The 19,244-nt window shown below is 67.1% G+C and carries 16 protein-coding genes and 1 tRNA gene; 7 read left to right on the top strand and 10 right to left on the bottom strand.

Translation table 11 applies throughout. The annotated features are described in order from the left end of the window. Positions 1-534: 534 nt before the first annotated feature. Positions 535-1,674, bottom strand: coding sequence for a VOC family protein (locus Q9R02_RS00295; RefSeq protein WP_305994647.1), 1,140 nt, complete (start codon positions 1,672-1,674; stop codon positions 535-537). A 1,153-nt stretch (positions 1,675-2,827) separates the two neighbouring features. Between Q9R02_RS00295 and Q9R02_RS00290 the strand changes: the two genes are divergently transcribed. Then, positions 2,828-3,562 carry a hypothetical protein gene (locus tag Q9R02_RS00290; protein ID WP_305994646.1) on the top strand — a complete coding sequence of 245 codons (735 nt, stop codon included), beginning with the start codon at positions 2,828-2,830 and terminating at the stop codon, positions 3,560-3,562. A gap of 251 nt (positions 3,563-3,813) precedes the next feature. Here the strand turns inward: Q9R02_RS00290 and Q9R02_RS00285 are convergent. The 4 genes from Q9R02_RS00285 to Q9R02_RS00270 form a co-directional block, all read right to left on the bottom strand. Beyond that, positions 3,814-3,886: transfer RNA gene (locus tag Q9R02_RS00285), tRNA-Val, on the bottom strand. A 38-nt stretch (positions 3,887-3,924) separates the two neighbouring features. Further along, positions 3,925-4,830 carry an NAD-dependent protein deacetylase gene (locus Q9R02_RS00280; protein WP_305994645.1) on the bottom strand — a complete coding sequence of 302 codons (906 nt, stop codon included), beginning with the start codon at positions 4,828-4,830 and terminating at the stop codon, positions 3,925-3,927. Continuing rightward, positions 4,827-5,321: a peroxiredoxin gene (locus Q9R02_RS00275; RefSeq protein WP_305994644.1), complete on the bottom strand. Its 495-nt coding sequence runs from the start codon at positions 5,319-5,321 to the stop codon at positions 4,827-4,829. The genes Q9R02_RS00280 and Q9R02_RS00275 overlap by 4 nt, the downstream gene beginning before the upstream one ends. Then, entirely contained in the window at positions 5,321-5,740 is a 420-nt protein-coding gene (locus Q9R02_RS00270) for a DUF3052 domain-containing protein (RefSeq protein WP_305994643.1), read from the bottom strand. Before Q9R02_RS00270 ends, Q9R02_RS00275 begins: the two co-directional genes overlap by 1 nt. Positions 5,741-6,084: 344 nt before the next feature. On the opposite strand from Q9R02_RS00270, the gene aceE reads away from it, so the two are divergent. The 6 genes from aceE to Q9R02_RS00240 all read left to right on the top strand — a co-directional run bounded on the left by aceE (position 6,085) and on the right by Q9R02_RS00240 (position 14,159). Then, positions 6,085-8,823: a pyruvate dehydrogenase (acetyl-transferring), homodimeric type gene (gene aceE, locus Q9R02_RS00265; RefSeq protein WP_305994642.1), complete on the top strand. Its 2,739-nt coding sequence runs from the start codon at positions 6,085-6,087 to the stop codon at positions 8,821-8,823. A 186-nt stretch (positions 8,824-9,009) separates the two neighbouring features. After that, on the top strand, positions 9,010-10,239 hold the full coding sequence (locus Q9R02_RS00260) for a PucR family transcriptional regulator (RefSeq protein ID WP_305994641.1): 1,230 nt from the start codon (positions 9,010-9,012) through the stop codon (positions 10,237-10,239). 91 nt (positions 10,240-10,330) lie between these two features. After that, complete coding sequence (locus Q9R02_RS00255; protein ID WP_305994640.1) at positions 10,331-11,320, top strand: ACP S-malonyltransferase; 990 nt, start codon at positions 10,331-10,333, stop codon at positions 11,318-11,320. Continuing rightward, the gene (locus tag Q9R02_RS00250) at positions 11,320-12,378 is read left to right on the top strand and encodes a beta-ketoacyl-ACP synthase III (RefSeq protein WP_425279185.1); all 1,059 of its coding nucleotides are present in this window, start codon (positions 11,320-11,322) and stop codon (positions 12,376-12,378) included. Before Q9R02_RS00255 ends, Q9R02_RS00250 begins: the two co-directional genes overlap by 1 nt. Positions 12,379-12,480: 102 nt before the next feature. Further along, positions 12,481-12,726, top strand: a complete 246-nt coding sequence (locus tag Q9R02_RS00245; RefSeq protein ID WP_305994639.1) for an acyl carrier protein — start codon at positions 12,481-12,483, stop codon at positions 12,724-12,726. Positions 12,727-12,923: 197 nt separating this feature from the next. Next, a complete protein-coding gene (locus tag Q9R02_RS00240; protein WP_305994638.1) occupies positions 12,924-14,159 on the top strand; it encodes a beta-ketoacyl-[acyl-carrier-protein] synthase family protein in 1,236 nt (411 codons plus the stop codon). Positions 14,160-14,234: 75 nt separating this feature from the next. Here Q9R02_RS00240 and Q9R02_RS00235 read toward each other — a convergent pair whose 3' ends face one another. The 5 genes from Q9R02_RS00235 to Q9R02_RS00215 form a co-directional block, all read right to left on the bottom strand. Next, positions 14,235-14,738, bottom strand: a complete 504-nt coding sequence (locus tag Q9R02_RS00235; RefSeq protein WP_305994637.1) for a DUF3145 domain-containing protein — start codon at positions 14,736-14,738, stop codon at positions 14,235-14,237. Positions 14,739-15,019: 281 nt separating this feature from the next. Then, positions 15,020-15,943, bottom strand: coding sequence for a tyrosine recombinase XerC (locus Q9R02_RS00230; RefSeq protein WP_305994636.1), 924 nt, complete (start codon positions 15,941-15,943; stop codon positions 15,020-15,022). Between the two features lie 54 nt (positions 15,944-15,997). Further along, entirely contained in the window at positions 15,998-17,230 is a 1,233-nt protein-coding gene (gene dprA / locus Q9R02_RS00225; RefSeq protein ID WP_305995297.1) for a DNA-processing protein DprA, read from the bottom strand. Positions 17,231-17,244: 14 nt separating this feature from the next. After that, positions 17,245-18,786, bottom strand: coding sequence for a YifB family Mg chelatase-like AAA ATPase (locus Q9R02_RS00220; RefSeq protein WP_305995296.1), 1,542 nt, complete (start codon positions 18,784-18,786; stop codon positions 17,245-17,247). A gap of 11 nt (positions 18,787-18,797) precedes the next feature. Then, positions 18,798-19,154 carry a YraN family protein gene (locus Q9R02_RS00215; RefSeq protein ID WP_305994635.1) on the bottom strand — a complete coding sequence of 119 codons (357 nt, stop codon included), beginning with the start codon at positions 19,152-19,154 and terminating at the stop codon, positions 18,798-18,800. Positions 19,155-19,244: the final 90 nt, after the last annotated feature.

The following is a 19,244-nucleotide window of genomic DNA, read 5'->3' as shown; positions in this document are numbered from 1 at the left end:
CCGGAAGCCGGCGAAGTCCCTGATTTCCCGTATTCTCAAGGGATCCCCCGCGCGCCGGGCACCCGTCCAGTCCCCTCGCAGACCTGATCGGAGGGACCCGGCCGTAGGAAGTTCGCGAACTCCTCAAACCCGTTTGAGTGCCTCGAATCGATCTGACCTCCTCGAGGGGTACGCAGCAGGACTCCCCATCGATGTGCTGGCCAAACGGTTCAAAATCCATCGCGGAACCGACAGAGCAATCGCGAAGCGAGCCGTTCTGGATGCCCGTCGACCAGAACTTCCTCGCAGCATCCGCACCGAAGCAGCCCGCCTCTACACGACCGGCCTGACTCTCAGTCAAGTCGCTCGACGACTCAGAATCGGTGACAAAGCCGTCCGGTACGCCGTCATCTCGCAAGGTGGCCATGTTCGATCTAGAGGACGGCGTTCTACGATGGGAAGTCCCGTCGCGATCTACTAGCAGTCACGGTTCCTGCGCGTTCGGAGGAGCAGCCGCGTGAAGTGACGACAGACATCGGTTGACGGCTCGACCGGTCAGTCCAGCAGGGTCTCGCGCCCAGGGTCCTTGATCAGCGATACCTCATAAACGCTGCCTGATTGCAAAACGCAGAAAAGATTGCCGCCGGGGTCTGTCATCACGACCCAACTCTCCTGACCGGTCTGGCCGATGTCGGCCATTTGAGCCCCAAGGGCAAGAGCGCGCTCAACGCACACACCTTGGTCCTCCGGCCGGATATCGAGATGAATGGCATCCTTCCCCAGCAGCTGCTCCGAGGGTTGAATCAGCAAGGTCGGACCGTCCCCTACCAACATCACCGAGTCACTGTGGTTTGGCGCCACACGATAATCAAGAAAGTCACGCCAAAACTTAGCCACCTCCTTCGGCCTGTCCGTCTTCACGGTAATTGTGGCGACTGAGGCACTCTGAGGTGGCCCCAGCAAGTCCTTCGACGGGGGCAACACATTCTTGAGGTACTTCTCCCAGTCGCTTCCCGCGTTCGTACGGATCCACTCCGCAAGCCCTGGGACATCTGGATGGGACGTAAGCTTCTTGATGAGCCTTCCTCGCCGCCCGACGTTCTGAGCGCTCGCAAAGGTCAGGTACTCGTTGAGAGTGTCACGGACTGCCCACTCGAACTTGTCGACAGTCTCCTGATCCACTGGTGGAGCATCTTCGCCGTGAACAGCTGCGGAACGCACCTGGTCGTACAGGAACCATGTCGTGTTTGGATGTCGGAACCTGCCCGTCACGACATGGCTCAAGACCAGCTGACGGAATGCCAACATGTCTGCTTTGAGCCCCTCAGATTTGTCTCCGAGAAGAGCCTCAAGAGCGAAGAAAAGGTACAGCAGCGCAACGAGCGGCTCACCAGCGAACTGAGCCCGTTCCATCCAATGCAGGGCGAGATCTGCTTTCTTCTGAATATCAGAGACAGGTGTCGATGGCATGGTCCAGATCGGCCCGTCACCGAGGTGGTCAAGGCTGGCAGGCTCCAAAGCAAGGTCGTAGGAGACATCGCTGCGCGCTTTCCACCCGGCTAGATTGTCACTGAACGCATAGGGGATGCCGGCTCGAAACCTGAGCTGGCTGCCACCTATCCCGTAGCGGTCTCTCAAGCCAACGCGCGCGACCCTGAGGACATGCGCCAAGAGATCTCGTGCCCGCTGAGCCATTTTCCCGCGGTTCGTACCCGTAACAGGGATAGCGGCCACACAGCCAATGGCGGGGGGCGCGTTCGAAGCACGCGGACAAGGTGTCGGGAATGCTCGAGTCAGCTGCAGGGAGAAGTTGGATCTCGAGCAACCTGGTGGGCGCATCGATGGTCAAATACTCGATCGGGAGAAAGCAGACCAGCTCGCGCGGTTCACGCGAATGCTTTGCGATGAACTGCGGAACTTGATCGGTCTTCCGATCAGCCCAGGCCCGAGCAATGAAGTCGCGAAGGACCTCAGCTGCCTTGTCCATGTACTCGAAGTACAGATCGCTGGCCAGTGCCTCTTCGACTTGCTTCATCACATCGACGACATCTTGGGACACGGCGAGCATCTTCCCGTCAGGCCCGCTGAGACCAGGAGGAAGGCGGAACGTCATGGCCTTGTCATCTTCTGCGTTGGGCTTAGCCCTAGCTAGGAGTTGAAGCTCGGTCAAAAGTGCATTGACTGTCTTGGAATCAGTCGCCATAAGCTCAGTGTGCGGCAGAACACGTCGTTGACGGGCAATGCGTAACTTCACCAGGTGAACCAGCGGCGGTCATATGGAGATACGGGCGCCGCCGGCAGCTAGGCTCGGTCAACTGCCACGAACGTCATGGCCTCATATATCTGGAACTGCATCCCATGCGATCCGCAGTGCGGGTCACGCGCCAGACCGGCCACCCCGGCATCCAAGGGTTCACCAGAAGTCCCGATCGTCCTGATCTCGCCAATCGAGTTCCTCCTCGGCTTGTTCCGGGGTCAGAAGCCGACCGTCTGATGTCTTGATCATCCAAGTGAATCCGGCGGCCATGAAGCGAGCACCTCTTGACTTACGAGCCAGGTCCCAGCTCTCCGCGTGCTGCGCTCGCTTCGCATTTGCAGATCTCAAGATGCAGTCCTCGCACTGATGGCGGCGACCATCAGCTGAACTCGGGTGCAACCTATAGCTTGCCGCAGGAAGCACCCTTCCGCAGGAACTGCATGGCTTCGGGTCATGGACGTGCGGACCCGCACTCTTATCGACATCAACATGGCAAACACCGCACATGGTCATATGACAAGGCTAGACGCATCAATGACACAAATGTCAATCTTCGGAAGAGGATGTGGCCTCAACCGCTAGCCTGAGCCCATGGTTGAGTGGACGCTGACGTACGGACCTGCGATTATCTTGGCCGCACTTGGCGTGGCCGCAGCACGGTTCATTCGAGTACGCCGCATCAAATTCGCAAATCTCTCGCTCGCTGAGGACGAGAGAGAAGAGATGGCAGTGGCAATCCTGAGCGAGCTCAGGGCGAGCTCGCCCGGCCCAGACCGCCCAATCAGCGTGGGATGGAGATTCTGGCGGTCGTTTGGCTGGCCGACTGACCGACTGCTGAAGGTGCTGGAGTACATGATGCATCGAGGGTGGGCAGAGTTCCCGGACTTCGCCTGGAATACCCAAGTCATTCTTCAAAGTGCCCTACCTACATCCGTTGCCCTCACACCGACCTCATACCACGAGTACACACCGGCCGTTCCTGCTCCGCCCTCGTATGTTGTCTATGGGCCCGCCCATATCGGCACCGGAGACCAGATCGTAAACGGGGGCTTCGAATACCACTGGGATGAGGTCGAGGACCGCCTCCTCGACCTAGTTCGAGTCATCTACATGGAGGCCTCACATCAGACACCAGAAACTGCCACCGAACTTGAACGTCTGGCGGACGTGTTGCGCAACGCAGTCGCAGAACACGAGGCAAAGAATTCGAAGGTCCGTTCAGCTCTACGTTGGCTGAGCGGATTCACGACAGATGCCGCATCAAGCGCAGCAGGAACCGGCATCGCAGCGACTGCGTCCATGATGCTGGGCATGATCCAGAGGTAAGCATCGCCCTTACTCGTTCGACACGGCCAGGCTTGGTTCCGGTTCTTATCCGTACAGCGTGGAGGCCGGAATAGCGCTGTTTCTGCAGCGTTGGGGGCGGTTTCGGGGCGGTCTAGTTTCCCTAAGTGTCCTAAACACAGGACCGCGAAAGCGTCATGACAGCGTGAAAGGAAAAGAAAAACCCGCCATGCTGGGGGCCGTTGTGGCCCTACTTCCCAGCAATGGCGGGCGTTTCAGGGAGTCTAGCTACGTGGGCCCTACCGGGATCGAACCGATGACATCCACGGTGTAAACGTGGCGCTCTACCAGCTGAGCTAAAGGCCCTGGATCGCCGGCCGCACCGCGGCCGACAGGTATCAACCTTAGCGGATCGCCTGCTCAGCGGCCAATCGATCGGCGCCGGGCTCGTACCGCGCCCGCCTGGCCGGCAGCAGCGCGTCCGCGAACGCCCTCAGCGTCTGCGACGTCCCGGAGTGCAGCCGGACCGTCGCAAGCTCGTCCCCGCGCGTCGGACCCTGGTTGACCAGCACCACCGGCGTCCCTGCCTTGGCCGCCTGACGCACGAACCGCAGCCCGCTCATCACGGTCAGCGACGTCCCCGCCACCAGCAGCGCCTCCGTCTCCTCCACGAGCTTCAGCGCCCGCGCCAGCCGCGGCTTCGGCACGTTCTCACCGAAGAACACGAAGTCCGGCTTCAGCACTCCCCCGCACCGCGGGCACGGCGCCACGTGGAACTCCCGCGCCAGCGAATCGTCGATCTGCGCGTCGGCGTCCGGTGCCTCCACCACGCCCATCGCCTCGGCCCGCTCCACGAATCCCGGATTCAGCGCCGTCAGCATCTCCTCGAGCGTGCGCCGTCTCAGCAGGTCACCGCAGTCCGTGCAGATGATCTGGTCCACCCGCCCGTGCAGGTCCACCACGTTCTCACTGCCGGAGTCCTCGTGCAGCCGGTCCACGTTCTGCGTGATCACGGCCCGCACCACGCCTCCGCGCTCCAGCTCGGCCAGGGCCAAGTGCCCGTCGTTCGGGGCCGCCCACTTCACCCGGCGCCAGCCAAGATGGTTCCGCGCCCAGTACCGCTGCCGGGCCTCGGCAGACCCCATGTACTCCTGCACCGTGATCGGATTCGACGGCCGGGAATTCGGCCCGCGATAGGCGGGGATGCCGGAGTCGGTGCTGATGCCCGCCCCGGTGAGCACGACGACGGCGCGGCCCCTCAGCTGCTCGATCGCAGCTTCCAGCGGCCCGCCGTCGTCGTGCGGACTCATACGGTCAGCGCCCCGAGCGCCTCACGATAAGCCTCGAAGTCGCGCGCCTGGCCGCGGGGGTTGACCACCGCGTAACGCACCACGCCCTCCTCATCGAGGATGAACGTGCCGCGCACGGCCATGCCGGACGCCTCGTCGAACACCCCGTACTGCCGGGCGACCTCGCCGTGCGGCCAGAAGTCCGCGAGGAGGTCGAAGTCGTACCCCTGCTGGTCCGCCCAGGCCCGCAACGCGAACTTGCTGTCCACGGACACCGCCAGAACCTTCGCATCGAGGCCGGCGAAGAGCGAGATGTTGTCCCGGATCTCACACAGTTCGCCCGTGCAGATGCCGGAGAAGGCGAAGGGGAAGAAGACCACGACGACGGGGTGGCCGCGGAGGCCGCTCAGGCTCACGTCCTCGCCGAACTGGTTCACCAGGGTGAAGTCGGGAGCGACCTCGCCGACCACCGGAGACACCAGGCCAAGGGGATTCGTCAGCTGTTCCGACATCACTTCTTCTTCCTGAACACCAGTCGGGTACCGGACCAGTCTTTGGCCGCCGAGATGGTGGAGGTGCTGTGGAGCCCCGCGGTGGGGGCCGCGTGCTGGATGTCCGTGGGAGGGACGTAGCCCTCACGCCCGGACTTGGGGGTCAGGATCCAGACCACTCCGTCGCCCTCGAGCGCGGGGAGGACATCGACAAGCGCGTCCACCAGATCCCCGTCCTCGTCACGCCACCAGAGGATGACGGCGTCCACGACCTCCTGTTCGTCCTCGTCCAGCAGCTCCGAGCCGATGATGTCCTCGATGTCCGCGCGGAGGTCGAAATCGACATCCTCGTCGTAGCCGAACTCCTGGATCAGGTCCCCGTCTTTGAATCCCAGACGGCTGGCAATGGTGACGTCCGCGACGGCGTCGGCCTCGCTCACTCGTTCCTCCTCGTGATGGCCCGGTGACTCTCCCCGGTCCGTGTTCTCCCATTGTGCTTCATGGGACGCCCTTTCGCATGGGTTGACGACGAATTCCTGTTCGCAGGGGAAAACCGCACCCCAGCCAGCAGGCAGATTGCGACGATCGCCGAATGCCAACCGTCTGGGCTGAGGGCTAGAGTGATCCGTGAACACGAGTGAGTCGTGCCCGGGACCCCGGGCGCGCAGGACGAGTGACAAGTTGAGAGCGCCGGGGCACCTGCCCGGCGCCCGGAAGCGAATTGCCGCGTGCGGTGGCCCCTGGATCAGCGAGGCGCCGCAGTTGCATCAAAGAGAGGTTTGACGTGGCTGCTGAAGAAATCACCCCTTCGATCCTGAGCGGTCTGACCGCCGGCGTGCCGGATACGGATCCGGAGGAGACCAGTGAGTGGGTCGAATCCTTCGACGCACTCGTGAAGGAGCGCGGCTCCGAACGTGCCCGCTTCGTGATGCGCTCCCTGCTGCAGCGCGCGGGTGCCCAGTCCGTGGGCGTGCCGATGGTGACCACCACCGACTACGTGAACACCATCCCCGTCGATGATGAGCCTGCCTTCCCCGGCAACGAGGAGTTTGAGCGCCGCTACCGCGCCTACATGCGCTGGAATGCCGCGATCATGGTGCACCGCGCCCAGCGCGCCGACATCGGCGTCGGCGGCCACATCTCCACCTACGCCGGTGCCGCGACCCTCTACGAAGTCGGCTTCAACCACTTCTTCCGCGGCAAGGACCACGCCGGCGGCGGCGACCAGGTCTTCTTCCAGGGCCACGCCTCCCCCGGCATGTACGCCCGCGCCTTCATGGAAGGCCGCCTGTCCGAAGAGGACCTGGACGGCTTCCGCCAGGAGAAGTCGAAGGAAGGCCACGCCCTTTCCTCCTATCCGCATCCGCGCCTGATGCCCCACTTCTGGGAGTTCCCCACCGTGTCCATGGGCATCGGCCCCATGAACGCCATCTACCAGGCCCAGTCCAACCGTTACCTGCACAACCGCGGCCTGAAAGACACCAGTGACCAGCAGGTCTGGGCGTTCCTGGGCGACGGTGAAATGGACGAGCCGGAAAGCCGCGGCCTGCTGCAGCTGGCCGCCAACGAGGGCCTGGACAACCTGAACTTCGTCATCAACTGCAACCTCCAGCGCCTGGACGGCCCCGTCCGCGGCAACGGCAAGATCATGCAGGAACTCGAGGCGTTCTTCCGCGGCGCCGGCTGGAACGTCATCAAGGTCGTCTGGGGCCGCGAGTGGGACGATCTGCTGTCCAAGGACCGTGACGGCGCCCTAGTGGATCTGATGAACACCACCGTCGACGGTGACTACCAGACGTACAAGGCCGAATCCGGTGCCTTCGTGCGTGAGCACTTCTTCGGCCGGACCCCGCAGACCAAGGAACTCGTCGCCGAGCTCGATGACGAGCAGATCTGGAACCTCAAGCGCGGTGGTCACGACTACCGCAAGGTCTACGCCGCCTACAAGGCCGCCACCGAGTTCAAGGGCAAGCCGACGGTCATCCTGGCCAAGACGGTCAAGGGCTACGGCCTCGGCACCCACTTCGAGGCCCGCAACGCCACGCACCAGATGAAGAAGCTGACCATGGAGGACCTGAAGGCCTTCCGCGATCACCTCCGCATCCCGGTTTCCGACGCCGAGCTGGAGAAGGACCTCTACCGCCCGCCGTACTACCACCCGGGCACCGAAGCCCCCGAGATCCAGTACATGATGGAGCGCCGCGCGGCCCTGGGCGGTTCCCTGCCCGAGCGCCGTCACAAGCACCAGGAGCTCGTCCTCCCGGCGGAGAAGGCCTACGAGGTGGCCCACAAGGGTTCCGGCAAGCAGAAGGCCGCCACCACCATGGCGTTCGTCCGCATGCTCAAGGACCTCCTGCGTGACAAGGACTTCGGCAAGCACGTCGCCCTGATCGTCCCCGACGAGTCCCGCACCTTCGGCATGGACGCGTTCTTCCCCACCGCCAAGATCTACAACCCCAAGGGACAGAACTATCTGTCCGTGGACCGCGAGCTCGTCCTGGCGTACAAGGAGTCCCCGCTCGGGCAGCTGATCCACCCCGGCATCAACGAGGCCGGCGCCGTCGCCGCGTTCACCGCCGCCGGCACCGCCTACGCCACCCACGGCGTCCCGCTGGTCCCGATCTACGTGTTCTACTCGATGTTCGGCTTCCAGCGCACCGGTGACTCCTTCTGGGCCGCCGCGGACCAGATGACCCGTGGCTTCGTCATCGGCGCCACCGCCGGCCGCACCACCCTGACCGGTGAAGGCCTGCAGCACGCCGACGGCCATTCTCTGATCCTGGCCGGCACCAACCCCGCGGTCCGCGCCTACGACCCGGCCTACGGCTACGAGATCGCGCACATCGTGCGGCACGGCTTGGAGCAGATGTACGGCCCGGACTCCCAGGACCCGAACGTCATGTACTACCTCACGGTGTACAACGAGCCGATCCACCAGCCGGCCCAGCCGGAAGGCGTGGACGTGGACGGCATCGTCCGCGGCATCCACCACATCAGCGCCCCCACCGTGGACGGCCCGCGCGCCAACATCCTGGCCGCCGGTGTCTCCGTGCCGTGGGGCCTGGAGGCCCAGAAGGTTCTCGCCGAGGACTGGGGCGTGGCCGCCGACGTCTTCTCCGTCACCTCCTTCAACGAGCTGCGCCGTGATGGCATCGCCGCGGACGAGCACAACCTGCTCAACCCGGATGAGCTGCGCACCCCGTACCTGACGCAGAAGCTCGCGGACAACCCCCACCCCGTGGTGGCCGTCTCCGACTACATGCGTGCGGTCTCCGACCAGGTGCGCCAGTACCTGCCGAACCGCTTCACCAGCCTCGGCGCGGACGGCTTCGGCTTCTCCGACACCCGCCAGGCAGCCCGCCGCTTCTTCAAGAACGACACCCACTCGATCGTGGTGGCCGTCCTGCAGCAGCTGGCCGCCGAGGGCAAGGTGGACGCCTCCGCACCGCGCGAAGCGATCGCCAAGTACGAACTGACGAACGTCAACGCCGGCACCACCGGCGGCGCGGGCGGCGACGCCTGACGTCCCCTCGTCATCGAGAGGCCCCTGTCCCCCACGCGGGACGGGGGCCTCTCCGTTTTCCCGCGCCATGCGGTGACGCACGACGACGGCGGGCGGCCGCCGTCGTCGTCGCGCTTTCCTGGGTGTTTGGCATGCAGTTGTAGCCTTCACACAAATCGGCGGCCCTCGCTCGCTATGCTGGGGTCCATGATCCCGCCCGAAGGTCGGCCGAGCAGCGGCCCGAGCACCTCGGCCGAGAAGGCTGAGACTCTGAAGAAGCTCCGCGCCAACGTCGGCCAGCTCTCCACCCGCACGACGCGGCAGCTGGAGGCCTCCCTCCCCTGGTACGCCCGGCTCAGCGCCGACGAGCGGTCCACGCTGGGCCTCGTGGCGCAGAACGGCATCGCCAACTTCGTCACCTGGTATGAGCGTCCCAGCTCCCCCGCCTGGATCCTGTCCGACGTCTTCGGCACAGCCCCGAGCGAGATGACGCGCGCCATCAGTCTGCAGAAGGCGCTCCAGCTCATCCGGATCGTGGTGGAAGTGGTGGAGGAACAGGTCCCCGTCCTGGCCCCGGAGGCCGCTCAGCCCGAACTCCGCGAGGCCGTGCTGCGGTACTCCCGCGAAGTCGCCTTCGCCGCGGCGGACGTCTACGCCCGTGCGGCCGAATCCCGCGGCTCCTGGGACACCCGGCTGGAAGCCCTCATCGTGGACGCCATCCTGCGCGGTGAGAACACCGACGCGCTCCGCTCCCGCATCGCCGCACTCGGCTGGAAGGCTCAAGAACGGTTCACCGTGGTGGTCGGAAAAGCTCCGCTGGAACCGAGCGCCAGCTATGTGAGCGAACTGCGGCGCACCGCCGGCCGGTACGCCGAGGACGCCCTGGTGGGCATCCAAGGCGACCGGCTGATCCTGGTGCTCGGCGGCCTGCACGACCGGGAGAACTCCCTGGCCCGCCTGGGAGACCTCTTCGCCCCCGGCCCCGTGGTCCACGGCCCCGAAGCGGCGTCCCTGACCGACGCCAGCCTCTCCGCACAGGCCGCGTTCGCCGGTCTCACCGCGGCCCGCGCCTGGCCCGCCGCGCCACGGCCCGTCGCCGCCGGGGACCTGCTCCCGGAGCGCGTCATCTCCGGCGATGAGACGGCGCGCCGTCAGCTCGTGACCGGGATCTACCGTCCCCTGCTGGCCGCATCGAACGGCCTGGTCGACACCCTGAGCACCTACCTGGAGCTGGGGCACTCCCTGGAGGCGACGGCCCGGGAACTGTTCGTCCACGCCAACACGGTCCGTTACCGGCTCAAGAGGGTCTGTGACGTCACAGGCTGGGATCCGCTGATCCCGCGCGAGGCCTATGTCCTGCAGACCGCTCTGGCCGTCGGGCGCCTGGCCCCGCCTCAGAGACCCGCTCATGACCGTCACTCGCCGCGGGCTCATTGAGCCGTTCTTGTAGACTTCCTACAAACAGGCCCCGCGAGCTTCGTTCAAGCGAACAGGCGGAATCGTCCCTTTGATTTGGAAAGCTGATTAAGTGCTAGCAATCGTCTGCCCTGGACAGGGCTCCCAGACTCCCGGATTCCTCGAGCCTTGGCTGGAGGTCCCCGGCGTCGCAGAACACCTGGACTCCCTCAGCGAGGTGGCCCGGATCGATCTGGCCGCCCACGGCACCACCTCCGACGCCGACACCATCAAGGACACCGCCGTCGCCCAGCCGCTCATCGTCGCGGCCGGCCTGGTGTCCGCCAAGGCGCTGTTCGACGTCGAGCTCTCCCAGCTTCCCGTGACCCTCGCCGGTCACTCCGTCGGCGAGATCACCGCGACCGCCCTGGCGGGCGTGCTGAGTGAGGCCGACGCCATGCGCTTCGTCCGCGAACGTGCCAATGGCATGGCGGCCGCCGCGGCCGTGACCCCCACCGGCATGAGCGCCGTGGTGGGCGGCGACCCGGCCGAGGTCCTGGCCGCGATCGAGGCCGCCGGGGCCACCCCGGCCAATGTGAACGGCACCGGACAGACGGTGGCCGCCGGCACCTTCGAGCAGCTCGAGGCGCTGGCCGCCAACCCGCCGGCCAAGGCACGCGTGATCCCGCTCAAGGTCGCCGGAGCGTTCCACACCAGCCACATGGCCCCGGCCGTCGGCGCCCTCGAGACGCTGCAGCATGAATTGGAGATCTCTGACCCCCGCGTGCCGCTGCTGTCCAACTTCGACGGCCAGGCCATCGCCAACGGCAAGGCCGGCGTCGCCAGCCTTGTGGCCCAGGTGTCCCGCCCGGTCCGCTGGGACCTCTGCATGGAGACCCTGCTCGCGCAGGGCGTCAAGGGCGTCATCGAGCTCGCCCCGGCCGGCACCCTCGCCGGGCTCGCCAAGCGCGGTATGCCGGGTGTCAAGACCGTCGCCGTCAAGACCCCGGCTGACCTTGAGGCCGCCCTGGCACTCTTCGCCGAGGTCGAGCAGGAGGCCGCTCCCGCCGGCCACGGCCACCACGCCGTCACCGAGCAGGAACAGGCCGAGGGCGCCCGCTGATGACCCCCGTCCTCCGGCAGAACGCCATCCGTCCCGCCACACGCATCCATGCGGTCGGGGCGTACCGTCCCGACGTCGTGGTGACCAACGATGACGTCTGCCAGTGGATCGACTCCTCCGACGAGTGGATCCGCCAGCGCACGGGCATTCAGACACGCCGCCGCGCCTCGGCCGGGATCAGCGTGCTGGACATGGCCGAAGGGGCCGCACGGCAGGCCCTCGACCGGGCCGGCATCGAGCCGTCCCGTCTGGGCGCCGTCATCGTCTCCACCGTGTCGCACCCGTATGCGATGCCGTCCGCTGCCGCAGCCCTGACGGAGCGCCTCGGCGCCACCCCGGCTCCGGCGTACGACATCTCAGCCGCGTGCGCGGGCTACTGCTACGGCGTGGCCCAGGCGGACGCGCTGGTGCGATCCGGCGCCGCAGAGTTCGTGCTGGTGGTCGGCGCGGAGAAGCTCTCCGACTTCATCGACAACCATGAACGAACCATCTCCTTCCTGCTCGGCGACGGTGCCGGCGCCGTCGTGGTCGGCCCTGCCGAGGAACCCGGCATCAGCGCCTCCGTGTGGGGCTCCGACGGAAGCAAGTGGGACGCCATCGGCATGACCCACTCCCTGGGCAAGGTCCGTGAGCTGGAGTCCCTGGCCCGTCATGCAGACCAGAGCGATGACCAGGCCCTGATCTCCGCGGCCCTGGACATCTGGCCCACCATGCGCCAGGACGGTCCGAGCGTCTTCCGCTGGGCCGTCTGGGAGATGGCCAAGGTGGCGCAGCGTGCGCTCGACGCCGCAGGTGTCACGGCAGAAGACCTGAGCGCGTTCATCCCGCACCAGGCGAACATGCGCATCATCGACGAGATGGTGAAGCAGCTGAAGCTTCCCGCCCATGTGGCCGTGGCCCGGGATATTGTCGATTCCGGCAACACGTCCGCCGCGTCCATCCCCCTGGCCATGCACCGGCTGCTGGATGAGGACCCGTCCCTCAGCGGCGGCCTCGCCCTGCAGATCGGTTTCGGCGCCGGGCTGGTGTTCGGGGCCCAGGTGGTCCGGCTCCCCTGAGGCGCCGGCACACCGCCCGAGACAACTTCACAGAACCCCGGTCAGCAGCAGCTGGCCGTCAAGCCCCGGCAGCTGCCGGAACAACACAGAAAAGGAGCCGACATGGCTAGCAACGAAGAAATCCTGGCCGGCCTGGCTGAAATCGTGAACGAGGAGACCGGCCTGGCTCCCGAGGCTGTCGAGCTGGACAAGTCCTTCACCGAGGACCTGGACATCGACTCCATCTCCATGATGACCATCGTGGTCAACGCCGAGGAGAAGTTCGGCGTGCGCATCCCGGACGAAGAGGTCAAGAACCTCAAGACCGTCAGCGACGCCGTCAGCTTCATCGCCGGCGCCCAGGCCTGATACCCGTCTGGACCCTGTCCCGGCGCCGCCGGCGCCGGGACAGGGTCCACGCCTGGCCTGTTCCTCCCGCGGACACGCGCCCCGGGCGGAACGGAATGCCCGTGTCCGACGCCTCTCCCCGGGAATGCGTCACACCCGCACACCCCTGAACCTTCCCTGCCCCACCGGGCAGACACCACATCACTTGGAGAGTGACGATGTCTCGCAAAGTTGTCATCACCGGCCTCGGCGCCACCACCCCGATCGGCGGCGATGTCCCCACTCTGTGGAAGAACGCCCTGAAGGGTGTCTCCGGCGCTCGCACCCTTGAGGACGAGTGGGTCAGCACCTACGAGCTCCCCGTCACCTTCGCCGCCCGCTGCTCCCAGCCGGCTTCCGAGAAGCTCAGCCGCGTCGAAATGAAGCGCATGGACCCGTCCACCCAGTTCGGCGTCGTCGCCGCCCGTGAGGCCTGGGCCGACGCGGGCATCGAGGAGATGGACAAGGACCGCCTGGGCGTGGCGTTCGCCACCGGCATCGGCGGCGTCTGGACGCTCCTGGACGCCTGGGACACCCTCAAGGAACGCGGCCCCCGCCGCGTCCTGCCCATGACGGTCCCCATGCTCATGCCCAACGGCGTCGCCGCTGCCGTCAGCCTGGACCTGGGCGCCCGTGCCGGCGCCCACACCCCCGTCTCCGCCTGCGCCTCCGGTACCGAGGCCCTGCACCTGGGCCTGGACCTGATCCGCTCCGGCAAGGCCGACGTGGTCGTCTGCGGTGGTGCGGAAGCCGCCATCCACCCGATGCCGATCGCCGCGTTCGCCTCCATGCAGGCGCTCTCCCGCCGCAATGACGACCCCGAGCACGCCTCCCGTCCGTACGACGTGAACCGTGACGGCTTCGTCATGGGCGAAGGCGCCGGCGCCCTGGTCATCGAGGCCGAGGAACACGCCCTGGCCCGCGGCGCCCGCATCTACGGCGAGCTGGCCGGCACCTCCGTGACCGCCGACGCGTACCACATCACCGCCCCGGACCCCGAGGGCCTCGGCGCCACCCGTGCCCTGAAGGCCGCCATGTTCGACGGCCGCATCCAGGCCGAGGACGTGGTGCACGTCAACGCGCACGCCACCTCCACCCCGGTGGGCGACAAGCCGGAGTACACGGCCCTGCGCGCCGCCCTGGGCGCCCACGTGGACAATGTGGCGGTCTCCGCCACCAAGTCCCAGATGGGACACCTGCTGGGCGCCTCCGGCGCCGTCGAGGCCGTGCTGACCACCCTGGCGGTGTTCGACCGCAAGGCCCCGGTCACCATCAACCTGGAGAACCAGGATCCGGAGATCCCGCTGGACGTGGTCACCACCGCCCGCGACCTGCCTGCCGGTGACATCGTGGCGCTCAGCAACTCCTTCGGTTTCGGCGGCCACAACGCCGTGATCGCGGTCCGCAGCTACTGAGCCTGAACGACGTCGGCGCCGCTCACCTTCGGGTGAGCGGCGCCGACGTCGTTTGCGGGCTGAGGAGGAAGAAGGTCAGCCGACCTGGTGCAGCCAGCGGACGTTCGAGCCTTCGGAGGCGTGCCGGAACGGTTCGAGCTCCTCGTCCCAGGCTTCGCCGAGGGCGAGGGAGAGCTCATGGTAAACGGCGGCCGGATCCCCGGCGCCGGCCTCATAGGCGAAGCGGATCCGGTCCTCGGAGACCATGATGTTGCCGTGCGCGTCCGTCACGGCGTGGAAGATCCCGAGCTCGGGAGTGTGGGACCACCGGCCACCGTCGGTGCCGGCGGACGGCTCCTCGGTGACTTCATACCGCAGGTGCGTCCAGCCGCGCAGGGTCGAGGCGAGCTGAATCGCCGTCCCTGCAGGACCGGCCCAGGCCAGCTCCGCCCGGAACATCCCAGGCGCTGCAGGCTGCGCGGCCCACTCGAGCGTGGCCGCATCATCGACCAGCGAGGCGACCGCCCACTCGATGTGGGGGCACAGCGCCGCTGGCGCAGAGTGAATGAACAGCACTCCACGGGTCATTGCAACAGACATCCCATCCTCCTTAGCCCTAGGTACGTCTTCCCCAACGACCTCGGCCTGTGAAGTCAGGCTGACACTGCATGACGATTGAATTATGAGGAACCGATGGCTCCCGGACCGGGTTCAAGCACTGCTTGAGGCCCGGCACTGGTACTTATTCTGCACGAGCACCGGGGAATGCGCCAGCGATCGTCACAGTCGACTTCCAGGGCCGTTCCGGAAGCCGAAATGACCCGGGAACGTCCAGACGGCCACCCCGATCGTCGGGGAGGAGACGACCCGCCTGTGGTGACTCATGCCCTGGGATGGGCCTGCCGGTAGCTGTTCCGGAGGCGTTCCACCGAGACATGGGTGTACAGCTGGGTGGTGGCGGGAGTGCTGTGTCCCAGAAGTTCCTGGACGGCCCGCAGCTCGGCCCCGCCGTCCAGCAGATGGGTGGCAGCGGTATGCCGGAGGGCATGGGGACCAGTGGCCGCCGTATCTCCGAGCGCTTTGAAACGCTCCGAGACCAGGGACCTCACCTGGCGCTGGTCGATGCGTCCCCCACGGGCGCCGAGGAACACGGCTGGGCCGCTGGTGCCCGTCACAAGGGCGGGCCTTCCCCTCCGGAGCCAGGTCTCAAGGGCCCGGGCGGCCGGGACTCCGAACGGCACGGTCCGTTCCTTGTCGCCCTTGCCCAGAACACGCAGCGTGCGGCGTTCCAGATCCAGATCATCCACGTCCAGTCCCACCAGCTCCCCCACACGGATCCCCGTGGCGTACAGGGTCTCCACGAGGGCGAGATTCCTCAGCGCCAGCGGATCACCGTCCTGGGCCGGGGCCTGAAGCCCGTCAAGCAGCTTCTCCATCTGGGCGGAGCGCAGCACGGTGGGAAGTGCCGAAGTCTTCTTGGGCGATTTGAGCCGGAGTGTGGGGTCCTGCGTGATCTGGCCCTCCCGGAGGAGCCAGGCGAACAGGGTCCGGGAGCTGGCCGCGTGCCTGGCCATGGTGGCGCGGGTCTTGCCGGTGGAGGCGTGCTCCGCCAGCCATTCCCTCAAGAGTGGCAGGTCGACCCCGCCCCAGTCCCGTGCGCCCCGCTGAGCGGCGAACCGTTCAAGCTGCCGCACATCGGCCAGGTAAGCCCGGAGCGTGTTCCCCGAGCGGCCACGTTCGCCAGTCAGATAGCGGGCGTAGGCGTCCAGGAGATCGTCGGGGAACCCTGGGGCTTCGTCTGGCATGCTCTCCACTCTGCCGTCCGTTGGTGGCTGGATCAAGCCGCCGCTCCGGGCCCTTCATGACTCCGCCGCCGCTCTCCTCCACTGCGCACCGACCGACTCGGCGAGGCCCAGCAGCTGCAGCCGGCCGAGCCCTGCCCTGACGCCCTGCGGATCCATTCCGGCCACCACCCCGAGCTTCTCCAGGGTGGTGGTCCGCCGCAACGGTAGCGCATCCAGCAGGAGGAGACCCTCAAGGGTGAGTCCGTCCTGGATCCGATGGTCGCCTCCGTCGCCGGACTCCGCGGGCGGCCCGTCCAGAAGTTCCATGACCTCCCGCGCGTCCGTGACCAGGACGGCCCCGCCATCGCGGATCAGGCGATGGCACCCCGCGCTGTTCGCCGAATGGACTGGACCTGGGACTGCCGCCACTGGGCGGCCGAGCGCCTCCGCATGGTGCGCCGTATTGAGGGCTCCCGACCGCCAGCGGGCCTCGACCACCACCGTGGCCCCCGCGAACGCCGCGATCATCCTGTTTCTCTGGAGGAACCGGTACCGGGTGGGCGCGCAGCCCGGTGGGACTTCGGCCAGGACCGCGCCCCGCCGTGCCACGGTCCGGAGGAGGTCCTCATTCCCGCTGGGGTAGAAGCGGTCGATGCCACCGGCCATGAAGGCCACCGTGCCGAGCACGGTGGCCTCAGGATCCTGGCCCGCGAGCGCAGCCCGGTGAGCGTGGGCGTCGATGCCGTAGGCTCCCCCGGACACCACCGTCCGGCCTCGGGAGGCGAGTTCGTGAGCCATGTCCGCGGTGATGGTGGCACCATAGCTGGTGGAGTCCCGGGAGCCGACCAGGGCGACCGCACGCTCCTTGTCCGGCAGGGCGCCCACGTCTCCGCGGTACCAGAGTGCCAGGGGCGACTGGAGGCCCAGATCGTCCAGCTGCGCGGGCCACTGCTGGTCGCCGGGGATGAGGAGCCCGCCTCCGAGCTTCTGGGCGACGTGGAGGTCACGGGCCGGTGCGAGTGCTTCCAGGCGCGGCCTCCACCGCGCCATCGCTGCTCCCAGCCCCTTCCAGCCCGTTGCCGCGTCGTGGTCCTGGAGCACTGCGTGGAGCTCCTGTTCCAGGGCCGGATCGCCGCCGCCGGATGCGATGCGGTCCATCGCTTCCTGGGCGCCGAGCAGTCTCACCAAGGCGAGTCCGGTGGCGTCCTGTGGCTCCATGATGCGGGTGAGTGCCGCCCGGGCGAGCCGTTCCGCCGGTTCCGTTGTTTCATGCTCCGTCCGGATTCGCTCCGTTCCAAGTTCCGGCATTTCGTTCAGCGGGTTCATCCCATCACCTCCGGGCTTCGCAGCATGAGGGCCTGGCCCACATGGTCATGATCGGGCCTGGCGGCTCCGGCGAGATCGGCCAGGGTCCAGGCCAGACGGAGGACCCGGTCATAGCCGCGGGCGCTCAGGGCGCCCCGGTCCATGGCGCCGTCCAGGATGCGAGTGGTCTTCCCGTCCAGCCTGAGCCTCCCCCTCAGAAGGCGCCCGGGGACCATGGAGTTCGTCTCCAGGGTCAGCGGCGCGAGACGTTCATGCTGCGCCCGGCGGGCCTCCGCCACCCGGTACCTCACCGTGGCCGTATCCTCCGCCTCGTCCAGGGAGGCCAGGTCCAGCCGGCTGATCTTCTGGACGCCCAACTGGATGTCCACACGGTCCAGAAGCGGCCCGGAGAGCCGGCCGAAGTAGCGACGGCGCATGGTGGGCGTGCAGGTGCATTCAGTGCCCTTGCCGGATGCCTTTCCACACGGGCACGGGTTCGCGGCCAGGATCAGCTGGAAGCGCGCCGGGTAGGCTGCCGTCCCAGTCGCTCGGTGGATCACGAGCTCCCCGTGTTCCAGCGGCTGCCGCAGGGCATCCAGCACCCTGCGTTCGTATTCGGGAGCCTCGTCCAGGAAGAGTACGCCCCGGTGTGCCCTTGACGCCGCGCCCGGCCGCGGCAGGCCCGAACCGCCTCCCACGATGGCGGCGCAGCTCGCCGTGTGATGAGGATTCTCGAACGGGGGCCGTCGGATCAGTTCAGTCCGTTCCTCGCCCTGATGAGACAGCGACAGGATGCTCGTCACCTCCAGCGCCGCCTCGTCGTTCAGGGGCGGCAGCAGCCCTGGAAGCCTCTCGGCCAGCATGGTCTTGCCGGCACCCGGAGGGCCGACCATGAGCATGTGATGGGCGCCGGCCGCGGCCACTTCCAGAGCGAAGCGTGCGCCGGCCTGGCCCGCCACCTCGGACAGGTCCGGTTCAGGCCGGGATTCCGTTCCCGGGGCCGGGGCACGCCCTGCTTCCTCCGGGTCGAAGTCGAGTCTCAGGTCTTTCGGGTCCGCTCCGAAGTCCAGGACCAGCCGTGCGAGTGTCGTATAGGACTTCACCTCCGCCCCAGGCACCAGGGCTGCCTCCGCGGCATTGCCGTGGGCCACCACCACCTTCCGGTGCCCGGCCCGCACCGCGGCCGCCACGGCCGGCAGCACGCCCCGTACCGGCCGGAGGCGGCCGTCCAGCCCCAGCTCGGCCAGGAACACCGTGCCGTCCGTGCCCCGGATGTCCCCTTCCGCCGCAAGGGCGGCGACGGCGATAGCAAGGTCGAACCCCGAGCCGCGTTTGGGCAACGACGCCGGGAACAGGTTCACCGTGATCTTCCGCCGGCTCAAGGGGATCCCCGAGTTCGAGGCGCATGCACGGATCCGCTCCCGCGATTCCGACAGGGCCGCATCCGGCAGTCCCAGGATGACGAACCCCGGCAAGGTGTTGCCGATGTCCGCTTCGACCTCCACCATCCGGCCCTGCAAACCGTTCAGGGCCACGGACAGGCACCGGCCCACGCCCACCGGCCGTGCCATCAGCCGATCCCCTTCAGATGCTCGATGACCGGCTCCGAGCCGCGCGGTGCGAGCACGGCGATGGCGTCCAGCCGCCGTCGGGGAAGCCTCAGGGAGTGCTCCCCCGCCCACCGCCCGGCCAAATGGTGGAGCCGCGCCACCTTCCGGTCCGTCAGCGCCTCGAACGGGTGCCCGTAATCCAGGCTGCTGCGGGTCTTGACCTCGGCCACCACCAGGGTGTCCCCGTCCACGGCCACGATGTCCAGCTCACCGGCCGCACAGCGCCAGTTCTGCTCCACCACCCGGATCCCCTGGTCCTCCAGGAATTCCGCGGCCAGTTCCTCTCCCCGGCGTCCGAGGATGTCCTTTGCTCTCACGATCCCACCTCCGTCCTCAGTCTTGAGGCGGCACGGAACGAGCAGGGCGGCAAGAACCCCTATGTGGACGGCGAGGGCCGGCTGTGCTCC

This window comes from Arthrobacter horti (assembly GCF_030731045.1).
GTDB classification, from domain to species: Bacteria; Actinomycetota; Actinomycetes; order Actinomycetales; family Micrococcaceae; genus Arthrobacter_E; species Arthrobacter_E nanjingensis.
The sequence above is the reverse complement of the archived record's forward strand: the minus strand, read 5'-3'. Positions and strand labels throughout refer to the sequence as shown.